The 20644-nt window shown below is 64.4% G+C and carries 2 protein-coding genes; both read left to right on the top strand.

What is annotated here, in order from left to right; genetic code table 11:
• Positions 1–5201, top strand: a 5201-nt coding sequence (locus F6S08_RS12270) for a non-ribosomal peptide synthetase (protein WP_315871650.1), incomplete at its 5' end; no start/stop codon positions are given.
• 10 nt (positions 5202–5211) lie between these two features.
• Complete coding sequence (locus F6S08_RS12275) at positions 5212–20172, top strand: non-ribosomal peptide synthase/polyketide synthase (RefSeq protein ID WP_315871651.1); 14961 nt, start codon at positions 5212–5214, stop codon at positions 20170–20172.
• Positions 20173–20644 lie beyond the last annotated feature (472 nt).

Genomic DNA, 20644 nt, shown 5'->3' on the forward strand with positions numbered 1-20644 from the left:
CCGCCGAACGTTTTGTCGCCCACCCGTTCATCCAGGGCGAGCGCCTGTACCGTACCGGCGACCTGGCACGCTACCGCGCAGACGGCGTGATCGAATACGCCGGGCGTATCGACCATCAAGTCAAGCTGCGCGGCCTGCGCATCGAACTGGGGGAAATCGAAGCGCGCCTGCTGGAGCACGCGTGGGTCCGTGAGGCTGCCGTGTTGGCGGTCGACGGTAAATACCTGGTGGGCTACCTGGTGCTGCAGGACGCTGGCGATGATTGGCGCGAGGTCCTCGGCGCCCACCTGGCCCAGCACCTGCCGGACTACATGGTCCCGGCACAATGGATGCTGCTGGAGCAAATGCCCCTGAGCCCCAACGGCAAACTCGACCGCAAGGCGCTGCCCAAACCCGAAGCCACCCACCACTACGAGGCCCCGCAAAGTGCCCTGGAGCAGCAGATCGCGGCGATCTGGGCCGAGGTGCTGGGCGTCGAACAGGTAGGCTTGAACGACAACTTCTTCGAGCGCGGCGGTGATTCGATCATTTCGATCCAAGTGGTCAGCCGCGCCCGCGCCGCCGGTATCCATTTCACCGCCAAGGCGTTGTTCCAGCACCAGACCGTGCGCAGCCTGGCGCGGGTGGCGCAGTTGCGGGTTGCCCAGGTGTTTGACCAGGGTCCGGTGCAGGGCGAGACGCCGTTGCTGCCGTTCCAGCAGCTGTTCTTCGAGATGGACCTGCCGGACCGCCACCACTGGAACCAGTCCTTGCTGCTGACGCCACGCGAGCCGGTGCGGGCAGATCGACTGCAAGCGGCCTTGCACGCCATCGTCCACCACCATGATGGGCTGCGCCTGAGCTTCAGCCAGCCCGCCGAAGGGTGGCGGGCCGAGCATGCAGCCGCCATCCCGGAGGTGTTGTGGCAGGCCGCGGTGGCGGATGCCGACGAACTGGCCGCGCTGTGCGAAAAAGCCCAGCGCAGCCTCGACCTGCAACAGGGGCCCTTGTTGCGTGCGGTGCTTGCCGAACTGGCCGATGGTTCCCAGCGCCTGTTGCTGGTCATGCACCACCTGGTGGTGGACGGCGTGTCCTGGCGGGTGTTCCTCGAGGACCTGCAAAGCCTCTACCGTCAACAGCCGTTGCCGGCCAAGACCTCGTCGTTCAAGGCCTGGGCCGAGCGTTTGCAGGCCCATGCCCGCAGCGAAGCGGTACAGCCGCAAAAACACTTCTGGCTGCAACAGCTCCAGGGCGTGCCTACCGATCTGCCCTGCCGTGATCCCCAAGGCGCGCGTCCTGGCCGCCTGGCGCAGACAGTGGTCAGCCGACTGGACGCCGAGCACACCCGGCAATTACTGCAACAGGCGCCTGCGGCCTATCGCACCCAGATCAACGATCTGCTGCTGACCGCCCTGGCGCGTGTCATCTGCCAGTGGACCGGGCAGGCTTCCAGCCTGATCCAACTGGAAGGCCATGGCCGTGAAGACCTGTTCGAGGATATCGACCTGACCCGCACCCTGGGCTGGTTCACCAGCCTGTTCCCGGTGCGCCTGACCCCGGCCGAATCCCTTGGCGCCTCGATCAAGCAGATCAAGGAGCAACTGCGCGCCGTGCCGGACAAGGGCCTGGGCTTCGGCGAGCTGCGCTACCTCGGCGACGAGGCCACGCGCCAGGCATTCAGCGCATTGCCGGTGCCGCGCATCACCTTCAATTACCTGGGCCAGATCGACGCCAGCTTTGACCAGCCGGACGGTTTGTTTGTACTCGCAGCGGAAAGCGCCGGAGCCGAGCAGAGCCCGGAGGCGCCGCTGGGCAACTGGCTGACCCTCAACGGCCAGGTATTCGGCGGTGAACTGCACATGGGCTGGACCTTCAGCCCGCTGATGTTCGAGGCGTCGCAGATCGATGCCTTGAGCCAGGCCTTCAGCCGTGAGCTGACGGCATTGGTGGAACATTGCTGCACCCCTGGCAACCACGGCGTGACGGCCTCGGACTTCCCGTTGTCACGCCTGAACCAGCAGCAGCTTGAGTCCTTGCCGCTGGCCGCCGATGGGATTGACGACATCTACACCTTGTCGCCCATGCAGCAAGGCATGCTGTTCCACACCCTGTACGAACAGGCCGCCGGCGACTACATCAACCAGATCCGCGTGACGGCCGAGGGCCTGGATGTGGCGCGCTTCCAGCGGGCCTGGGATGCCACGGTGCAGGCCCATGACGTGCTGCGCAGCGGGTTTTTTTGGGAGGGCCAGCTGGAGTGGCCATGCCAGGTGGTGTACCGCGAGGCACGGCTGCCCATCGAACTGCTCGACTGGCGCGCCATGCCGGAGCCGGAGCTGGCGTTGCAAGACCTGCAGCAAGCCCAACGTCGCCAGGGCTTTGAGCTGGCCAAGGCACCGCTGGTCCGTCTGGTGCTGGTGCGTACCGACGAGCAACGCCATGAGCTGATCTACACAAGCCATCACATCCTGATGGACGGTTGGAGCAATTCGCGACTGTTCGGTGAAGTGCTGCAACGTTACGCCGGCGTGGCAGTGCCCGAAGCGGCCGGACGCTATCGCGATTACATCGGTTGGTTGCAGCAGCGTGATGCCGGTGCGACCGAAACCTTCTGGCGCGAGCAGTTGAGTGCACTGCAAGCGCCGACTCGCCTGGGCCGCAGCCAGCCCATGGCGGCGGACGGGCATGGCGAGCACGCGCTGAGCCTGGATCGCCCCCTGACAGGGCGCCTCGAGGCCTTCGCCCGCAGCCATAAGGTCACGCTCAACACCCTGGTCCAGGCGGCGTGGCTGGTCCTGTTGCAGCGCCATAGCGGGCAGGCGGTGGTGTCGTTCGGTGCCACCGTGGCCGGGCGCCCGGCAGACCTCGTGGGGGTGGAGCAGCAGATTGGCCTGTTCATCAATACCCTGCCGGTGATCTGCGCAGTGGAGGGCGAGCAAACCGTGGCCGACTGGTTGCAAAGGGTGCAGGCGCAGAACCTGGCGTTGCGCGAGCATGAACACACCGGGCTGTACGATATCCAGCGCTGGGCCGGGCAGGGCGGTGAAGCCCTGTTCGACAACATCCTGGTGTTCGAGAACTACCCGGTGTCCAAGGCCCTGGAACAGAGTGGCGGCAGCGGTATCCGTTTTGGCCTGCCGGATTCCCGCGAGCAGACCAACTTCCCGCTGACGGTGCTGGTGGACGTCGGTGACACGCTGTCGGTGCAGTTCAGCTTTGCGCGTGCGCACTTCGATCCGGACACGGTGCAAACCTACGGCCGCCATCTGCTCAACCTGCTTCAAGCCATGCTCGAGGACGGCCAGCAGCGCCTGGGCGAACTGGCGATGCTCGATGTGGCCGAACGCCGGCAAGTGGTACAGGACTGGAACGCCACGGCGCGGGACTACCCGTTGCAGCACTGTGTGCATCAGCTGATTGAACAGCAGGTGACGCGCACGCCGGACGCCACGGCACTGGTATTTGCCGAGCAGCGCTTGAGCTACGCCGAGCTGAACCGCCGCGCCAACCGCCTGGCCCATCGCCTGATCGAGGCCGGCGTAGGGCCGGACGTACTGGTGGGCCTGGCAGTGGAGCGTTCCATCGACATGGTCGTCGGTCTGCTCGCGGTGCTCAAGGCCGGTGGCGCCTATGTGCCGCTGGACCCGGAATACCCGCGCGAACGCCTGGCCTACATGCTGGACGACAGCGGGGTGAAACTGCTGTTGACCCAGGCGCACTTGCGTGGACAGCTGCCGATTCCTCAAGGCCTGGAAACCCTGGTGCTGGGTGAGTCTGCCTTCGAGGGCTGCAGCGACGCCAACCCAGGCATCGCCCTGGACGGTGAAAACCTCGCCTACGTGATCTACACCTCGGGCTCCACCGGCCAACCCAAAGGGGCGGGCAACCGCCATTCAGCCCTGGCCAATCGCCTGCAATGGATGCAGGAAGCCTACCGCCTCGATGTCAGCGACACGGTGCTGCAAAAGACCCCGTTCAGCTTCGACGTATCGGTGTGGGAGTTCTTCTGGCCGTTGATGACCGGCTCGCGCCTGGTGGTCGCCGCGCCGGGGGATCATCGCGATCCGAGCAAACTGGTGCGCCTGATCAATGCCGAGCAGGTCACCACGCTGCACTTTGTCCCGTCGATGTTGCAGGCCTTCCTGCAGGAGCCGACGGTTGCGACTTGCCATACTCTGCACCGCATCGTGTGCAGTGGTGAAGCGTTGCCGGTGGATGCCCAGCAGCAGGTCTTCGCCAAGCTGCCCCAGGCCGGTCTCTACAACCTGTACGGCCCGACCGAAGCCGCCATCGACGTAACCCACTGGACCTGCGTGGACGAAGGCCGCGATGCGGTACCAATTGGCCGCCCGATCGCCAACCTCGGCTGCTACATCCTCGACAGCCACTTCGAACCCGTACCGGTCGGTGTGCTCGGCGAGTTGTACCTCGGCGGCATCGGCCTGGCCCGGGGTTACCACCGCCGCCCGGCACTCACCGCCGAACGTTTTGTCGCCCACCCGTTCATCCAGGGCGAGCGCCTGTACCGTACCGGCGACCTGGCACGCTACCGCGCAGACGGCGTGATCGAATACGCCGGGCGTATCGACTATCAAGTCAAGCTGCGCGGCCTGCGCATCGAACTGGGGGAAATCGAAGCGCGCCTGCTGGAGCACGCGTGGGTCCGTGAGGCTGCCGTGTTGGCGGTCGACGGTAAATACCTGGTGGGCTACCTGGTGCTGCAAAACGCCGGGGACGACTGGCGCGATGTGCTCAGCGCCCATCTTGCCCAGCAGTTGCCGGACTACATGGTGCCCGCCCAATGGGTGCTGCTGGAGCAGATGCCTCTGAGCCCCAACGGCAAACTGGATCGAAAGGCCTTGCCCAAGACGGACGCCAGTTTGCTCGCGCGGGAGTATGTCGCGCCGCAGAGCGAGCTGGAACAGCAGATCGCCGCGATCTGGGCCGAAGTCCTGGCGGTACCGCGCGTGGGGTTGAACGACAACTTCTTCGAACTGGGCGGCCACTCGCTGCTCGCTACTCAGGTGGTGGTGCGCCTGCGCGAGCAGCTGCACGCCGAATTCGACGTCAAATCGATCTTCACCACCCCGACCCTGGCCGATTTCAGCGCCTATGTGGCAGGCCAGCAGACAAATAATTCGCCGGTGCAGGACGCATTGGCTAAATCCTTGGAGGCTCTCAAACGTCTATCAGCAGAAGATTTGGATAAATTGACTTCCTGAGGGGCGTGGCGTGCAAGCATTAATCGAGTCGGTAGGGTCACTTTCGGCGCAGCAAAAGAAAGCGTTGGCGGTAATGCTCAAGCAGCAAGGCATCAACCTGTTTGAGATTGCCCCGGTTTTCAAGCGCCAGGAAGGTGAGCCTCTTCGGCTCTCTTATGCCCAGGAGCGGCAGTGGTTTTTGTGGCAGTTGGAGCCGCAGAGCACCGCCTATCATGTGCCAAGGGCCTTGCGCCTTACCGGCCAACTGGACGTGGCCGCGTTGCAGCGCAGCTTTGACACACTGGTGCTGCGCCATGAAAGCCTGCGCACGCATTTGCAGGAGGACGGCGACAGTGCCTTGCAGGTGATTGCCGATCAGGTACGGGTGGATATTGCCCTGGTCGACGCCGAGGAATCCGAACTCAAGGCGCTGGTGGAAGCCGAGATCGCCCAGCCATTCGATTTGCAGCAAGGCCCGCTGTTGCGGGTCAAGCTGCTGCGCCTGGCGCCCCAGGAGCATGTGCTGGTGCTGGTGCAGCATCACATCGTCTCCGATGGCTGGTCGATGCAGGTGATGGTCGACGAGCTGGTGCAACTGTACGCCGCCTATGTGCAGGGCCAGGACCTGCAACTGCCGGCCTTGCCGATCCAGTACGCCGACTACGCGCTATGGCAGCGCAGCTGGATGGAGGCGGGCGAGCGTGAGCGCCAATTGGGTTACTGGAAAGGCATGCTCGGCGGCGAGCAACCGGTCCTCGAAATGCCCATGGACCGTCCACGGCCAGCGCTACAGAGCTACCGCGGGGCCAGGCTGGACCTGACCCTGGAAGCCTCTCTGGTGGCAGACCTCAAGACCTTGGCGCAGCGTGAAGGTGTGACGATTTTCATGCTGTTGCTGGCGTCGTTCCAGGCTGTGCTGCACCGCTACAGCGGCCAGGCTGACATCCGCATCGGTGTGCCGGTGGCTAACCGTAATCGGGTGGAGACCGAGCGCCTGATCGGCTTTTTCGTCAACACGCAAATTCTCAAGGCCGATATCGACGGCCAGATGACATTTCGTGAATTGCTGCAGCAGACCCGCCAACGCGCGGTCGAGGCCCAGGCCCATCAAGACTTGCCGTTCGAGCAGTTGGTGGAAGCGCTGCAGCCCGAGCGCAGCTTGAGCTACAACCCGTTGTTCCAAGTGATGTTCAACCACCAGACCGACACCCAGCGCGGTGGCGGCAGTGTAACGGGGTTGCAAGTGCAAGGGCTGGAGTGGGACAGCAAGACGTCGCAGTTTGACCTCAGCCTCGACACCCAGGAATCGGCTGACGGTATCCAGGCGTCGCTGACCTATGCCACTGACTTGTTTGATGCGCCTGGCCTGGAGCGTTTCCTTGGCCATTGGCATCGCCTGTTGCACCGGGTGGCCCAGGATTGCGGCGGCCGTATCGGTGAGTTGCCCCTGTTGGATGATGCACAGTGGCAGCAACAGGTGCACGGCTGGAACCACACGCCCATGGCGTTTGCGCAGGACGAGGGCGTGCATCGGTTGCTGGAGGCCCAGGCGCAAGCGCGCCCCGACGCCATTGCCCTGGTGTGCAACGGCCAGGCGCTGAGTTACGGCGAGCTGAACTGTTGCGCCAACCGCCTGGCCCATCGCCTGCGCGCTGCGGGTGTCGGGCCGGACGTGCTGGTGGCGGTGGCCCTCGACCGCTCGGTGGACATGGTCTTGGCCTTGCTGGCGACGCTGAAGGCCGGTGGCGCCTACGTGCCGCTCGATCCGCAATTCCCGGCGGACCGGCTGGCCTTCATGCTGGAAGACAGCCGCGCTCGCGTGCTATTGACTGCCGGCGACCTGCACGAACGCCTGCCACTGGCGGCTGACCAGCAATTGCTGCTCATGGACGCACAGGAAGATGCGCGCTACAGCAGCGCCAACCCCGATATCGAACTGACGGGCGAGCACCTGGCCTATGTGATCTACACCTCCGGTTCCACCGGCAAGCCCAAGGGCGTGATGGTGCGTCATGGCGCACTGAGCAGCTTCACCCATGGCATGGCCAGCACCCTGGCCATTGGCGCTGACGCGCGGCTGTTGTCGTTGACGACGTTCTCGTTCGATATCTTTGCCCTGGAACTCTACGTGCCGCTGGCGACAGGTGCGACGGTGGTACTGGCCGACAAGCACGTGTCCCTGGACCCTGAGGCGATTCTGGATCTGGTACAGCGCGAAGCGATCAGTGTGGTGCAAGCCACGCCCTCGAGCTGGCGCATGCTCCTGGACAGCGAACGCCGCGCCTTACTGCGCGGGGTCAAGTGCCTGTGCGGCGGCGAGGCGCTGCCGGCCGACCTGGCCCAGCGCATGCTGGCCCAAGAGGGCGCGGTGTGGAACCTGTATGGCCCGACCGAAACCACCATCTGGTCGGCGGCCCATGAGTTGGTCGAGCCGGTGCCCTTTGTCGGTCGGCCAATCGCCAACACCTCGTTGTTTATCCTCAATGCCGAGCTCACTCCGAGCCCGGTAGGCACCAGCGGTGAGCTGCTGATCGGCGGTGTCGGCCTGGCCCGGGGGTATCACGGCCGGGCTGCGTTGACCGCCGAGCGTTTTGTGCCCAATCCGTTTGCGCGCAACGGTGAGCGGCTTTATCGCACAGGCGATCTGGCGCGCTATCGCGCGGATGGCGTGGTCGAGTACATCGGCCGCGTCGACCATCAGGTCAAGGTGCGTGGGTTCCGTATCGAACTGGGAGAGATTGAGGCGTGCCTGCGTGAGCAGCGTGCGATCCGCGAAGCCGTGGTGGTGGCCGAGCATGACCAGTTGCTGGCCTATCTGGTGACCGACACCTTGACGCCGGAAGCCGATCAGGGCGCCTTGCGCGAAGCGTTCAAGGCGGCACTGCGCGAGGTGCTGCCGGATTATATGGTGCCGGCGCAAATGCTGTTCCTGGCCCGCCTGCCGCTGACCCCGAACGGTAAGCTGGATCGCAAGGCGCTGCCTAAGCCAGACGCCAGCCTGCTGCAAAAACACTATGTGGCGCCGGTCGGTGAGAAAGCCCGGCAGGTGGCCGCGATCTGGGCCGAGGTGCTGGGTGTGCCACAGGTGGGCCTGGAGGACCATTTCTTCGAGCTCGGCGGTCATTCGCTGCTGGCGACCCGCATGGTGTCCCGTGTGCGCCAGGCGCTGGGTATCGAGGTGGCACTCAAAAGCCTGTTTGAGCAACCGGTGCTGGGCGCCTTCGTGGCGTCATTGGGGGATGCAGGCGCCGAGGTCGCGCAGATCACCCGCGCCGATCGCACACAGCCGCTGGCCCTGTCGTACGCCCAGGAGCGCCAGTGGTTCCTCTGGCAGCTGGAACCCGACAGCGCGGCCTATCACATTCCTGCCGCGCTGCGCCTGTCGGGTGCGCTTGACCGTGTGGCCCTGCAACGTGCGTTCGACACTCTGGTGCAGCGCCATGAAACCTTGCGCACGGTATTTTTTTCCGACGTGAGCCAGACCGTTCAGCGTGTGCTCGAACAGGCTGCGCCGGTCATTGAACACCAGGTCGTGGGCGCAGCCACCTCCGGCGAATTGCAGGGGTGGGTGGAGCGAGAAATCGCCCGGCCATTCGACCTGCAGGCCGGCCCGTTACTGCGCATCAAACTGCTGCAACTGAGCGAGCGCGAGCATGTGCTGATACTGGTCCAGCACCACATCGTGTCGGATGCCTGGTCGATGCAGGTCATGGTCGATGAACTGGTGAGTTTGTATGCCGGTTACAGCCAGGGGCTCGAGCCAGTGCTGCCGCTGCTGCCGATTCAATACGCGGACTACGCCCAGTGGCAGCGTGGCTGGATGGAGGCGGGCGAAAAAGCCCGGCAATTGGCCTACTGGCGGGCCCGCCTGGGGGATGTGCAGCCGGTACTGGAGCTGCCGCTGGACCGCCCGCGCCCGGCGATACAACGTTACGAAGGTGCGCGCCTGGATGTGCTGGTCGAACCTGCCGTGGTCGAGGGCTTGCGCGCCCTGGCGCAGCGCGAAGGCGTGACCATGTTCATGCTGCTGCTCGCGTCCTTCCAGTCGATGTTGTACCGCTACACCGGCCAGTCGGACATCCGTGTCGGCGTGCCTATCGCCAACCGTAACCGCCTGGAAACCGAGCAACTGATCGGCTTCTTCGTCAATACCCAGGTGCTCAAGGCCGAGATCGACGGGCACATGACCTTTGCCCAGCTGTTGCAGCAGGTCAAGGAGCATGCGTTGGGGGCGCAGGCCCATCAGGACCTGCCTTTCGAACAGTTGGTCGAGGCCCTGCAACCCGAGCGCAGCCTGAGCCACAACCCGCTGTTCCAAGTGATGTTCAATCACCAGTCCGACGCCCATGCCAACCGTGGCAGCCAGCAATTGCCGGGGCTGCAGGTGCAGGGGCTGGAGTGGGACAGCCATACGGCGCATTTCGACCTGAGCCTGGACACCCAGGAGTCTGCCGAGGGCCTGCACGCTTCGTTGACCTACGCGACCGCATTGTTCGACGCCAGTACCCTGCAGCGCTTCGCCGCGCATTGGCAAAACCTGCTGAAGAGCGTGGTAGGCACGGCCCGGCAGTGTGTCGCCGACTTGCCGATGCTGGGCCGCGATGAGCAAGCGCAGATGCTCTATGAGTGGAATCCGCCGCAACCCGCGCGTGCCGCCCACAGCAGCGTGCTGATTAAATTCGAGCAGCAGGTGGCGAGCCGGCCCGACGCCGTCGCCCTGATCATGGATCAGCGGCGCATGAGTTACGCCGACCTCAACCAGCGCGCCAACCGCCTGGCCCACGCCCTGATCGAACAGGGCGTGGGCGCCGACAGCCTGGTCGGCGTGGCCGTGGACCGTTCGCTGGAAATGATCGTGGCCCTGCTGGCCGTGCTCAAGGCCGGCGGCGCCTATGTACCGCTGGACCCGCAATACCCCCGCGACCGCCTGCAATGCATGATCGAAGACAGCGGCTTGCAGCTGTTGCTGACCCAGCATCCCTTGCTGGAGCGCCTGCCGATCAGTGCCGACCTGGCGTTGATCTGCCTGGAGTCCGATCCGCAGTGGTTGGCCGAGTACCCGTCGAGTAACCCCGAGGTGCGCGCGTTCCCGGCCAACCTGGCCTACCTGATGTTCACCTCGGGTTCGACCGGGCGGCCCAAGGGCGTGGGCATCGACCAGGCTTCGTTGGCACGCCACGTCGAGGTGTTTACCGAGGTGTTTGCGCTGACCGCCGCTGACTGCGTGCTGCAATTCGGTACATTCAACTTCGACGGTTTCGTCGAGCAACTCTACCCGGCGCTCTGCTGCGGGGCCGCGGTGGTGGTGCGTGGCGGCGAGCTGTGGGATAGCGACACCTTCTACACCCAACTGATCGAACATGAGATTTCGGTGGTCGACCTCACCACCGCCTACTGGCACCTGATTGCCCGGGACTTTGCCGAGCGAGGTGTGCGGGACTATGGGCGGTTGCGCCAGGTGCATGCGGGCGGCGAAGCCATGCCGCCGGAAGGTTTGGCTTCCTGGCGCGATGCCGGCCTGGGCCATGTGCGCCTGCTCAACACCTACGGCCCCACCGAGGCGACTGTTACGGTCACGGCCCTCGATTGCGCGGGTTATGTCGATGGCCGCGAAGCCGTCACGCAAATGATGCCGATTGGTCGCGTACTGGACGGCCGCGCCATCTACCTGCTGGATGCCAGCCTCAACCCGGTGCCTGTGGGCGTGGCCGGCGAACTGGTGATCGGCGGGCCATTGCTGGCGCGGGGGTACTTCAACCGCGCGGCGCTGACCGCCGAACGCTTTATTCCCGACCCCTTTGACCCCGCTGGCGGCGGTCGCCTGTACCGCACCGGCGATCTGGCGCGCTACCGTGCCGATGGTGTGATCGAGTACATCGGGCGCATCGACCATCAGGTCAAGGTGCGTGGATTCCGTATCGAACTGGGTGAAATCGAATCGCGCCTGCTGGCCCAGGATGCGGTCCGCGAAGCGCTGGTGATTGCTGCCGACCAGCAACTGATCGCCTACCTGGTCATCTCCGCGGCCGAGTCCGAGCAGGACGCACTGCGTGAGCAGCTTCGCACGGCCTTGCGCGATGAGCTGCCGGACTACATGGTGCCGGCGCACTTCATGTTCCTGAAGGCACTGCCGTTGAGCCCCAATGGCAAGTTGGATCGCCATGCCTTGCCACGCCCGGATGCGAGCCAGGCGCTGCACAGTTGGGTGGCGCCGGTCAGTGTGCTGGAGCAGCAGGTTGCCGCGATCTGGGCGGATATCCTCGGTGCTGAACGTATTGGCCTGACCGATCATTTCTTTGAGATGGGCGGGCATTCCTTGCTGGCCATGCAAGTGGCGTCGCGCCTGCGGCATAACCTGGGGATCGAGTTGCCGCTGCGCGTGCTGTTCGAACAAGCGCGCCTCGACGGCTTTGTCGCGGCCCTGCAAAGCGAGGGCAAGCAGGTCGGTTCGACGGCGCCGGCGTTGGTGCCGTCTTCCCGCGATGTGCCCTTGGTGTTGTCGTACGCCCAGGAGCGCCAGTGGTTCCTCTGGCTGCTGGAGCCCGACAGCGCCGCCTACCATGTGCCCAGCGCGCTGCGCCTCAAGGGCCAGTTGGACCTGAACGCGCTGCAACGCAGCTTCGACACGCTGGTAGCGCGCCATGAAAGTCTGCGCACCCATTTGCATCAGGGTGATGAGCAGACCGTGCAGGTGATTGCGCCGCAGGCCACGGTCGACATCGTTCTGGTCGAGAGCGACCCGACCCGGCTCAAGGCCCAGGTGCAAACCGAGATCGCCCGCCCGTTCGACCTGCAGGCCGGACCATTGCTCAGGGCCACGTTGCTGCGCCAGGGCAAGGACGAGCATGTACTGGTGCTGGTGCTGCACCATATCGTCTCCGACGGCTGGTCGATGCAAATCATGGTCGATGAGTTGGTGCAGTTGTACAGCGCCTACAGCCAGGGCCTGGATCTGCAACTGCCGGCCTTGCCGATCCAGTACGCCGACTATGCCCGCTGGCAGCGCGAGTGGATGGACGCGGGCGAAAAAGCCCGGCAGCTTGCGTACTGGCAAGGTTTGCTGGGCGGCGAGCAACCGGTGCTGGAATTGCCTTTCGACCACCAGCGCCCGGCCGAGCAAAGCCATCGTGGTGCGCGCCTGTTTGTCGAGCTGCCGCCCGCGCTGGTTGCCGACCTCAAGGGCCTGGCGCAACGCGAAGGCGTGACCCTGTTCATGCTGTTGCTGGCCTCGTTCCAGGCGCTGATGCACCGTTACAGCGGCCAGGAAGACGTGCGCGTCGGGGTGCCGATTGCCAACCGCAACCGGGTCGAGACCGAGCGGCTGATCGGCTTCTTCGTCAACACCCAGGTGCTCAAGGCCGATATCGATGAGCAGACTTCGGTCACGCAACTGTTGCAGCAGGTCCGCCAGCGTGCGCTGGAAGCCCAGGACCATCAGGACCTGCCGTTCGAACAACTGGTGGAGGCGCTGCAACCCGAGCGCAGTTTGAGTCTTAACCCGTTGTTCCAGGTGATGTTCAACCACCAGACCGAAGCGCGCCTGGGCGGCGCCGAACTCGCGCTGTCCACACTGCGCGTCGAAGGCCTGGAATGGGAGAGCCAGACCGCCCATTTCGACCTGGACCTGGATGTGCATGAAGGCACCGACAGCATCTGGGCCACCTTGGGTTACGCGACCGACCTGTTCAACGCCTTGACCATCAAGCGCATGGCCTGCCATTGGCAAAACCTGTTGCAGGCGATGGTTGCCGACCAACAGCAATCCATCAGCCAACTCAACCTGCTGGGCCAGGATGAGCAACGACACATCCTGCAGCTGTGGAACCAGACTGACGCCGGCTTCTCGGCCGAGCGTCTGGTACACGAAATGGTTGCCGACCGCGCCGCCGAAAACCCCGCTGCGGTGGCGGTCAAGTTCGATGCGCAAACCCTGAGTTATGGCGAGCTGGACCGCCAGGCCAACCGCCTGGCCCATGCCCTGATCGCCCGTGGCATCGGCCCCGAAGTGCGCGTGGCAATTGCCATGCCGCGCAGTGCCGAGAGCCTGGTGGCGTTCCTCGCGGTGATGAAAGCCGGCGGTGTGTATGTGCCGCTGGATATCGAATACCCACGTGATCGCCTGCTGTACATGATGCAGGACAGCCGCGCGAAGTTGCTGCTGACCCACACCAGTGCGTTGCCGCAACTGCCGATTCACGAGGGCCTGGACAGCCTGGCCATCGATCGCACCGAGGCGTGGGCCGACTACAGCGACACCGCGCCGGAGGTAAAACTGCACGGCGACAACCTTGCCTACGTGATCTACACCTCCGGCTCCACCGGCCTGCCCAAGGGCGTGGCGGTGTCCCACGGCCCGTTGGTGGCGCACATCATCGCTACCGGCGAGCGTTATGAGACATCGCCGGCCGATTGCGAACTGCACTTCATGTCGTTCGCCTTCGACGGCTCCCACGAAGGCTGGATGCACCCGCTGATCAACGGCGCCAGCGTGCTGGTCCGTGACGATAGCCTGTGGTTGCCCGAGTACACCTACGCGCAGATGCACCGTCACAACGTGACCATGGCGGTGTTCCCGCCGGTGTACCTGCAACAACTGGCCGAGCATGCCGAGCGCGACGGTAATCCACCGAAGGTGCGTGTGTACTGCTTTGGCGGCGATGCGGTGGCGCAAGCCAGCTACGACCTGGCCTGGCGCGCGCTCAAGCCGACCTACCTGTTCAACGGCTACGGCCCGACCGAAACCGTGGTCACTCCGTTGCTGTGGAAAGCGCGCAAGGGCGACCCCTGCGGCGCCGTCTATGCACCGATTGGTACGCTATTGGGCAACCGCAGCGGCTACGTGCTGGACGCGCAACTCAACCTGCAACCCATCGGCGTCGCCGGTGAGCTGTACCTGGGCGGCGAGGGCGTGGCCCGTGGATACCTGGAACGTCCGGCGCTGACCGCCGAACGCTTCGTGCCGGACCCGTTCGGCAAGCCGGGCAGTCGCGTGTATCGCAGCGGCGACCTGACCCGTGGCCGCCCGGATGGCGTGGTGGATTACCTCGGGCGTGTCGACCACCAGGTGAAGATCCGTGGTTTCCGCATCGAACTGGGGGAAATCGAAGCGCGCTTGCGTGAGCAGGACGGTGTCGGTGAAACCGTGGTGGTGGCCCAGGACGGCCCGACCGGCAAACGGCTGGTAGCCTACGTGGTGCCGGCCGACGCCAGCCTGGTCAACGAAGCCGAATTCCGCGACCACCTGCGCCGTGCCCTGAAAACCCGCCTGCCGGACTACATGGTCCCGGCGCATTTCATCTTCCTGGCGCAAATGCCGTTGACCCCCAACGGCAAGCTCGACCGCAAGGGCCTGCCGCAACCGGATGCGAGCCTGTTGCAACAGGCTTACGTGGCCCCGCAGAGCGAGCTGGAACAACAGCTCGCGACGATCTGGGCCGAGGTGCTGCGCCTGCCGCAAGTGGGCCTGAACGACAACTTCTTTGAGCTGGGTGGTGATTCGATCATCTCGATCCAGGTGGTCAGCCGTGCTCGCCAGGCGGGTATTCGGTTCACGCCCAAGGACCTGTTCCAGCACCAGACCGTACAAAGCCTGGCCGGTGTCGCGCGCCAAGGCGTCGAAGGCGTGACGATCAGCCAGGCCGCGCTCAGTGGCGAAACCTTGCTGCTGCCTATCCAGCAAGCGTTCTTCGCCGATGAGATCGCCGAGCGTCATCACTGGAACCAATCGGTGGTATTGCAACCCCATGAACACCTCGACGCCACGACGCTGACCCAGGCCTTGCAGGCGTTGATCGTGCATCACGATGCGTTGCGTTCGCAGTTCGTTGACGGTGCGGGTGGCTGGCAGGGCGTCTATCGCGATGCCGAACAGCACCAGGCCGACGCCGTGCTGTGGCACCGCACGCTGCAGGACATCGACGAACTCGCGGCCTTGGGTGAAGAGGCACAACGCAGCCTGGACCTGGGCCACGGCCCGCTGATACGGGCGGTACTGGTCGAGTTGGACGGTGGAGCACAGCGCTTGCTGTTGGTGATCCACCACCTGGTGGTGGATGGTGTGTCGTGGCGGATCCTGCTGGAGGACCTGCAAACGGCTTACCGTCAGCTCGCCCGTGGCGTTGCCGTGGTATTGCCGGTCAAGACCAGTTCCACCCGCGACTGGGCACACCGACTGCAGCAGTACGCCCAGGGCGATGCGCTGACCGGCGAACTGGCATGGTGGCAAGCGCAGTTGCACGACGCCGAGGTCGACCTGCCAGCTGCCAGACCGGGTGCCAGCTTGAGCAACCGGCATGCCGGCAGTGCGACCACGCACCTGGACAGCACTCACACCCGGCGTCTGTTGCAGGATGCACCGGCGGCCTATCGCACCCAGATCAACGATGTGTTGCTGACCGCCCTGGCCCGGGTGATCGGGCGCTGGACCGGCCATGCGTCGACCCTGATCCGTTTGGAAGGCCATGGCCGCGAAGACCTGTTCGACGATATCGACCTGACCCGTACCGTCGGCTGGTTCACCAGTCTCTACCCGGTCAAACTGACGCCGGCTCTGACCCTGACGGACTCGTTGAAGGGGATCAAGGAGCAACTGCGCGCCATTCCCGACAAAGGCATCGGCTTTGGTGCCTTGCGTTACCTGGGACAACCGCAGGTTCGCGAAGCCCTGGCGCGCTTGCCGCAGCCACGCATTACCTTCAACTACCTGGGCCAGTTCGATGCCAGTTTTGATGACAGCGAGGAGCCGGGCCTGTTTGCGCCTTCCGGTGACGCTGCAGGGGCCGATCAAAGCCCTGAGGCATCCTTGGGCAATTGGTTGGAAATCAACGGCCAGGTGTATGGCGGCGAATTGAACCTGACCTGGAGCTTCAGCCAGCAGATGTTCGACCCGGCCAGCATCCAGCAATTGGCCGATGACTATGCCCAGGAACTCAAGGCACTGATCGCGCATTGCTGCCAGCCTGAAAACACCGGTGCCACGCCGTCGGACTTCCCATTGGCGCGCTTGAGCCAGGCACAGTTGGATGGCCTGTCGTTGCCGTTGAACCGGGTCGAGGACATTTACCCGTTGTCACCGATGCAACAGGGCATGCTGTTCCAATCCTTGTATGGGCAGGGTTCCGGCGACTACATCAACCAGATGCGCGTCGATGTGCAAGGGCTGGATGTAAGCAGGTTCCAGGCGGCCTGGCAGGTTGCCGTGGAACATCACGATATCCTGCGCACGGCGTTTCTCTGGCAGACCGAGCTGGAGCAGCCGTTGCAAGTGGTCTACAAGACGGTGCGGGTGCCTTTGCTCGAACACGACTGGCAGCACCGCGCGGACCGCGCGGAAGCACTCGACGCACTGGCCGAAGCCGCCCGGGCCGAAGGCTTTGTGCTTGAGCAGGCCCCATTGTTGAGCCTGGTGGTGGTGCGTACCGGTGCCGACAGCCATCATCTGATTTACACCAACCACCACATCCTGATGGATGGCTGGAGTTCATCGCAGTTGTTCGGCGAGGTGCTGCAGCAGTACGCCGGTGAGGTGTTGCGCGCGCCGAACGGGCGTTACCGTGACTACATCGCCTGGCTGCAGACACAGGACCCGGTCACCAGCGAAACCTTCTGGAAGGCGCAGCTGGCGGGGCTGCAGGAACCTACCCGGCTGTCGCGCGGTGCCAGGCGCGAGCAGGGTGTGTCCCAGGTCAACGGCATTCACCGGCTGGTACTGGAGCAGTCGGCCACCGAGCAGCTCAAGGCCTTTGCCCAGCGGCACAAGGTCACCTTCAATACCCTGGTGCAAAGTGCCTGGCTCCTGCTGTTGCAACGGCATACCGGCCTGGACACCGTAGCGTTCGGTGCGACGGTGGCGGGACGTCCGGCCGAGTTGCCGGGCATCGAGCAGCAGGTCGGTTTGTTTATCAACACCTTGCCAGTGGTGGCGACGCCGAGCCCGCAGTTGAGCGTGGACGCCTGGCTGCAGCAGGTGCAGGGGCAAAACCTGCGTCTGCGCGAGCAAGAGCACACGCCGTTGTTCGACATCCAGCGATGGGCCGGGCTCGGTGGCGAAGCGCTGTTCGACAGCATCCTGGTGTTCGAGAACTACCCGGTGTCGGCGGCGTTGGAGCAGGGCGCCCCGGCGGGCCTGCGTTTCGGCGCAATGGACAGCCTGGAGCAGACGCACTATCCCTTGACCGTATTGCTGGCCATGGGTGAACGCCTGGCCGTGGAGTTCAACTACGACCCGGCTGCGTTCGGCGAGCAGGACATCGTCCATCTGGCCGAGCACTTCGAGCAGGTGTTGCAGGCACTCACTCTTGCGCAGGTGGAGCGCCTGGCGGACCTGCCATCCCTGCCGCAGACACAGCGCAAGGTGATCGTCGAGGACTGGAATGCGACGGCGCGCGAGTACCCGCTGCCGCGCGGTGTGCACCAATTGATCGAAGATCAGGTCGCCCTGACGCCGCAGGCTCCCGCCCTGGCATTTGGCACGCAGCGGCTGAGCTACGCCGAGTTGAACCGCCGCGCCAACCGCCTGGCCCATCGTTTGCTCGAAGCCGGCGTAGGCCCGGACGTGCTGGTCGGCCTGGCGGTGGAGCGTTCCATCGAAATGGTCGTCGGCCTGCTCGCGGTGCTCAAGGCCGGTGGCGCCTATGTGCCGCTGGACCCGGAATACCCGCGTGAGCGCCTGGCCTACATGCTGGACGACAGCGGCGTGAAACTGCTGCTGACCCAAGCCCATTTGCTTGAGCAATTGCCGATTACCCAAGGCCTGGAAACCCTGGTGCTGGGCGACGCCGGGTGCGAAGGCTACAGCGACGCGAACCCGGGCGTCGCCCTGGACGGCGAAAACCTCGCCTACGTGATCTACACCTCGGGTTCCACCGGGCAACCCAAAGGCGCGGGCAACCGCCATTGCGCACTGACCAACCGCCTGTGCTGGATGCAGGAGGCCTACGCGCTGGATGCCCGCGATACCGTGTTGCAGAAAACCCCGTTCAGTTTCGACGTCTCGGTGTGGGAGTTCTTCTGGCCGCTGATGACCGGCGCACGCCTGGTGGTCGCCGCACCGGGGGACCATCGCGACCCTGACAAACTGGTCGGCCTGATCACGCGTGAACAGGTCACCACACTGCATTTTGTGCCGTCGATGCTGCAAGCGTTCCTGCAGGATTCGAACGTGTCTTCCTGCGCCAGCCTGCAGCGCATTGTGTGCAGTGGCGAGGCGTTGCCGGTGGATGCGCAACAGCAAGTGTTCGCCAAACTGCCGCACACCGCGCTTTACAACCTGTACGGCCCGACCGAAGCGGCCATCGACGTGACCCACTGGACGTGCGTGGATGAAGGCCGCGACGCAGTGCCGATCGGCAAGCCGATTGCCAACCTGGGCTGCTATGTCCTGGACAGCCATTTCGAGCCGGTACCGGCCGGCGTGCTGGGTGAGCTGTTCCTGGGCGGCGTGGGCCTGGCGCGCGGTTATCACCGGCGCCCGGGCTTGACCGCCGAGCGCTTTATCGCGCATCCGTTCATCAAGGGTGAGCGCCTCTACCGTACTGGAGACCTGGCGCGCTACCGCCCTGACGGTGTGATCGAATACGCCGGGCGTATCGATCATCAGGTCAAACTGCGCGGCTTGCGTATCGAGCTGGGTGAAATCGAAGCACGCCTGCTGGAGCACGAATCGGTGCGCGAGGCGGCGGTGCTGGCGGTGGACGGCAAGCACCTGGTGGGTTACCTGGTCTTGCAGGCGCAGGGCGAGGGCTGGCGTGAAACCCTCAGTGCACACTTGGCTGTGCAGTTGCCGGATTACATGGTGCCGACGCAATGGTTGCTGCTGGAACAGATGCCCCTGAGCCCCAACGGCAAGCTGGACCGCAAGGCATTGCCGAAACCGGACACGCAGTCGACCCAGCGGTTTGAAGCACCACGGACCGAGCTTGAACAGAAAGTCGCCGCGATCTGGGCCGATGTGCTCGGTGTGGAACACGTCGGGTTGAATGACAACTTCTTTGAATTGGGCGGCCATTCGCTGTTGGTGCTGATGCTCAAGGAGCGGATTCGCAAGGCCAGCGGCATCGGCCTTTCGGTCAGCCAGTTGATGCTCAACCCGACCGTACGCGCGCAGGTCGGCTGTCTCGCAGGCATCACTCGCCGCTCGCTGCTGGTGCCGCTTAACAGCCGCACCGAAGGCACGCCGCTCTATCTGTTCCACCCCAGCTACGGTTCGGTGCATTGCTACAAGGCCATCGCCCTGGCGTTGCGTGAGCAGCGGCCGGTGGTCGGGGTGATCTGCCGTGCGTTGGCCGAGGAGGGCGCCGAAGTGCCGGCCTGGTCCAGCATGGTCGAGGATTACTCCGCGCAATTGCTGGAAGCCCAGCCCGAAGGGGCCTTCCGCCTGGCGGGCTGGTCGTTGGGCGGCAACCTGGCGGTAGAGGTTGCCTATCACCTGGAACAGGCGGGCCGACAGGTGGAGTTTGTCGGTTGGATCGATTCGTCGCCGCCGCGCTGGCTCACCCCGTACTGGGAAGCGGCAATCGTGACCGACGACAGCGAGATATCCGACAACGAACGGCGCGTGGACTTGCTCGGGGTGATGTTCCCGGCGTTTGCAGAGGCTGTCCATGCCACCTGGCAGGACGTGCAGGCCACCCACGCCGATGCAGGCACGCAATGGGCACGCTTCGTCGAATGGGCCGAGGCCACCCTGGGTGACGCCTTCCTCGACATCAGGCAAGCGCTGTTGGAGGGCAACGAAGCGCAGGTGTCCTGGGACGTCGACCGTACGTTGGTCAAGCGCATGGAGCAGGCTGACTTCAAGCCACTCAAGGCGCCTGTCAGTTGCTGGTGGGCCGCCATGAGCCGGGCCGGTCAGCACCGGGCGTTGATCGAAGCCAGCATGCAGCGGGTGATTGGCGAGGGCTGTGTGGTGCGGTCGGTGGTGATTGAGGTGGACCATGAGCGCATCATCGACAACGCTGAATTTGTACGCAGCCTGGTGACGGCCATGGCGTAACCGTCACTTGGGCAGAAAGCCCCGGCTCACGTGGTGTGAACCGGGGCTTTTTTGTGGTGCGCCAGGCATGGCGCGTAGCGCCGTGACTGGCGCTGTTTAGCTCATTGTGGTGGTGAGCCAAACGACTTGGAGGTGCAAGTCCTCTACACACCCGGCAAGGGGAAGTGCTAGCCAGAGGCAAGGTTGTCGCGGGTGACTGCGAATCTGAAGGAAGCCCGAGGCAAAATGCTGGCCTGACGAACAGGAAGCGGATGAGGCGGCGCAGCGGGGTAAGACGGCCACAATCGTCAAAGCCCAATACTTACACGGATCGCTGTGACGTATATCCGCATAACCTGAACCGCCGTATACGGAACCTTACGTACGGTGGTGTGAGAGGACGGCGGCTGTGAGGCCGCCTCCTACTCGATGGTGGGTTATGGGGGGAGGGCGGTGAAGCATCGCCCATAAAAAACACCCTGGGCAGGCGGGC

The organism is Pseudomonas sp. JV449, from assembly GCF_032424295.1.
Lineage (GTDB): Bacteria > Pseudomonadota > Gammaproteobacteria > Pseudomonadales > Pseudomonadaceae > Aquipseudomonas > Aquipseudomonas marginalis.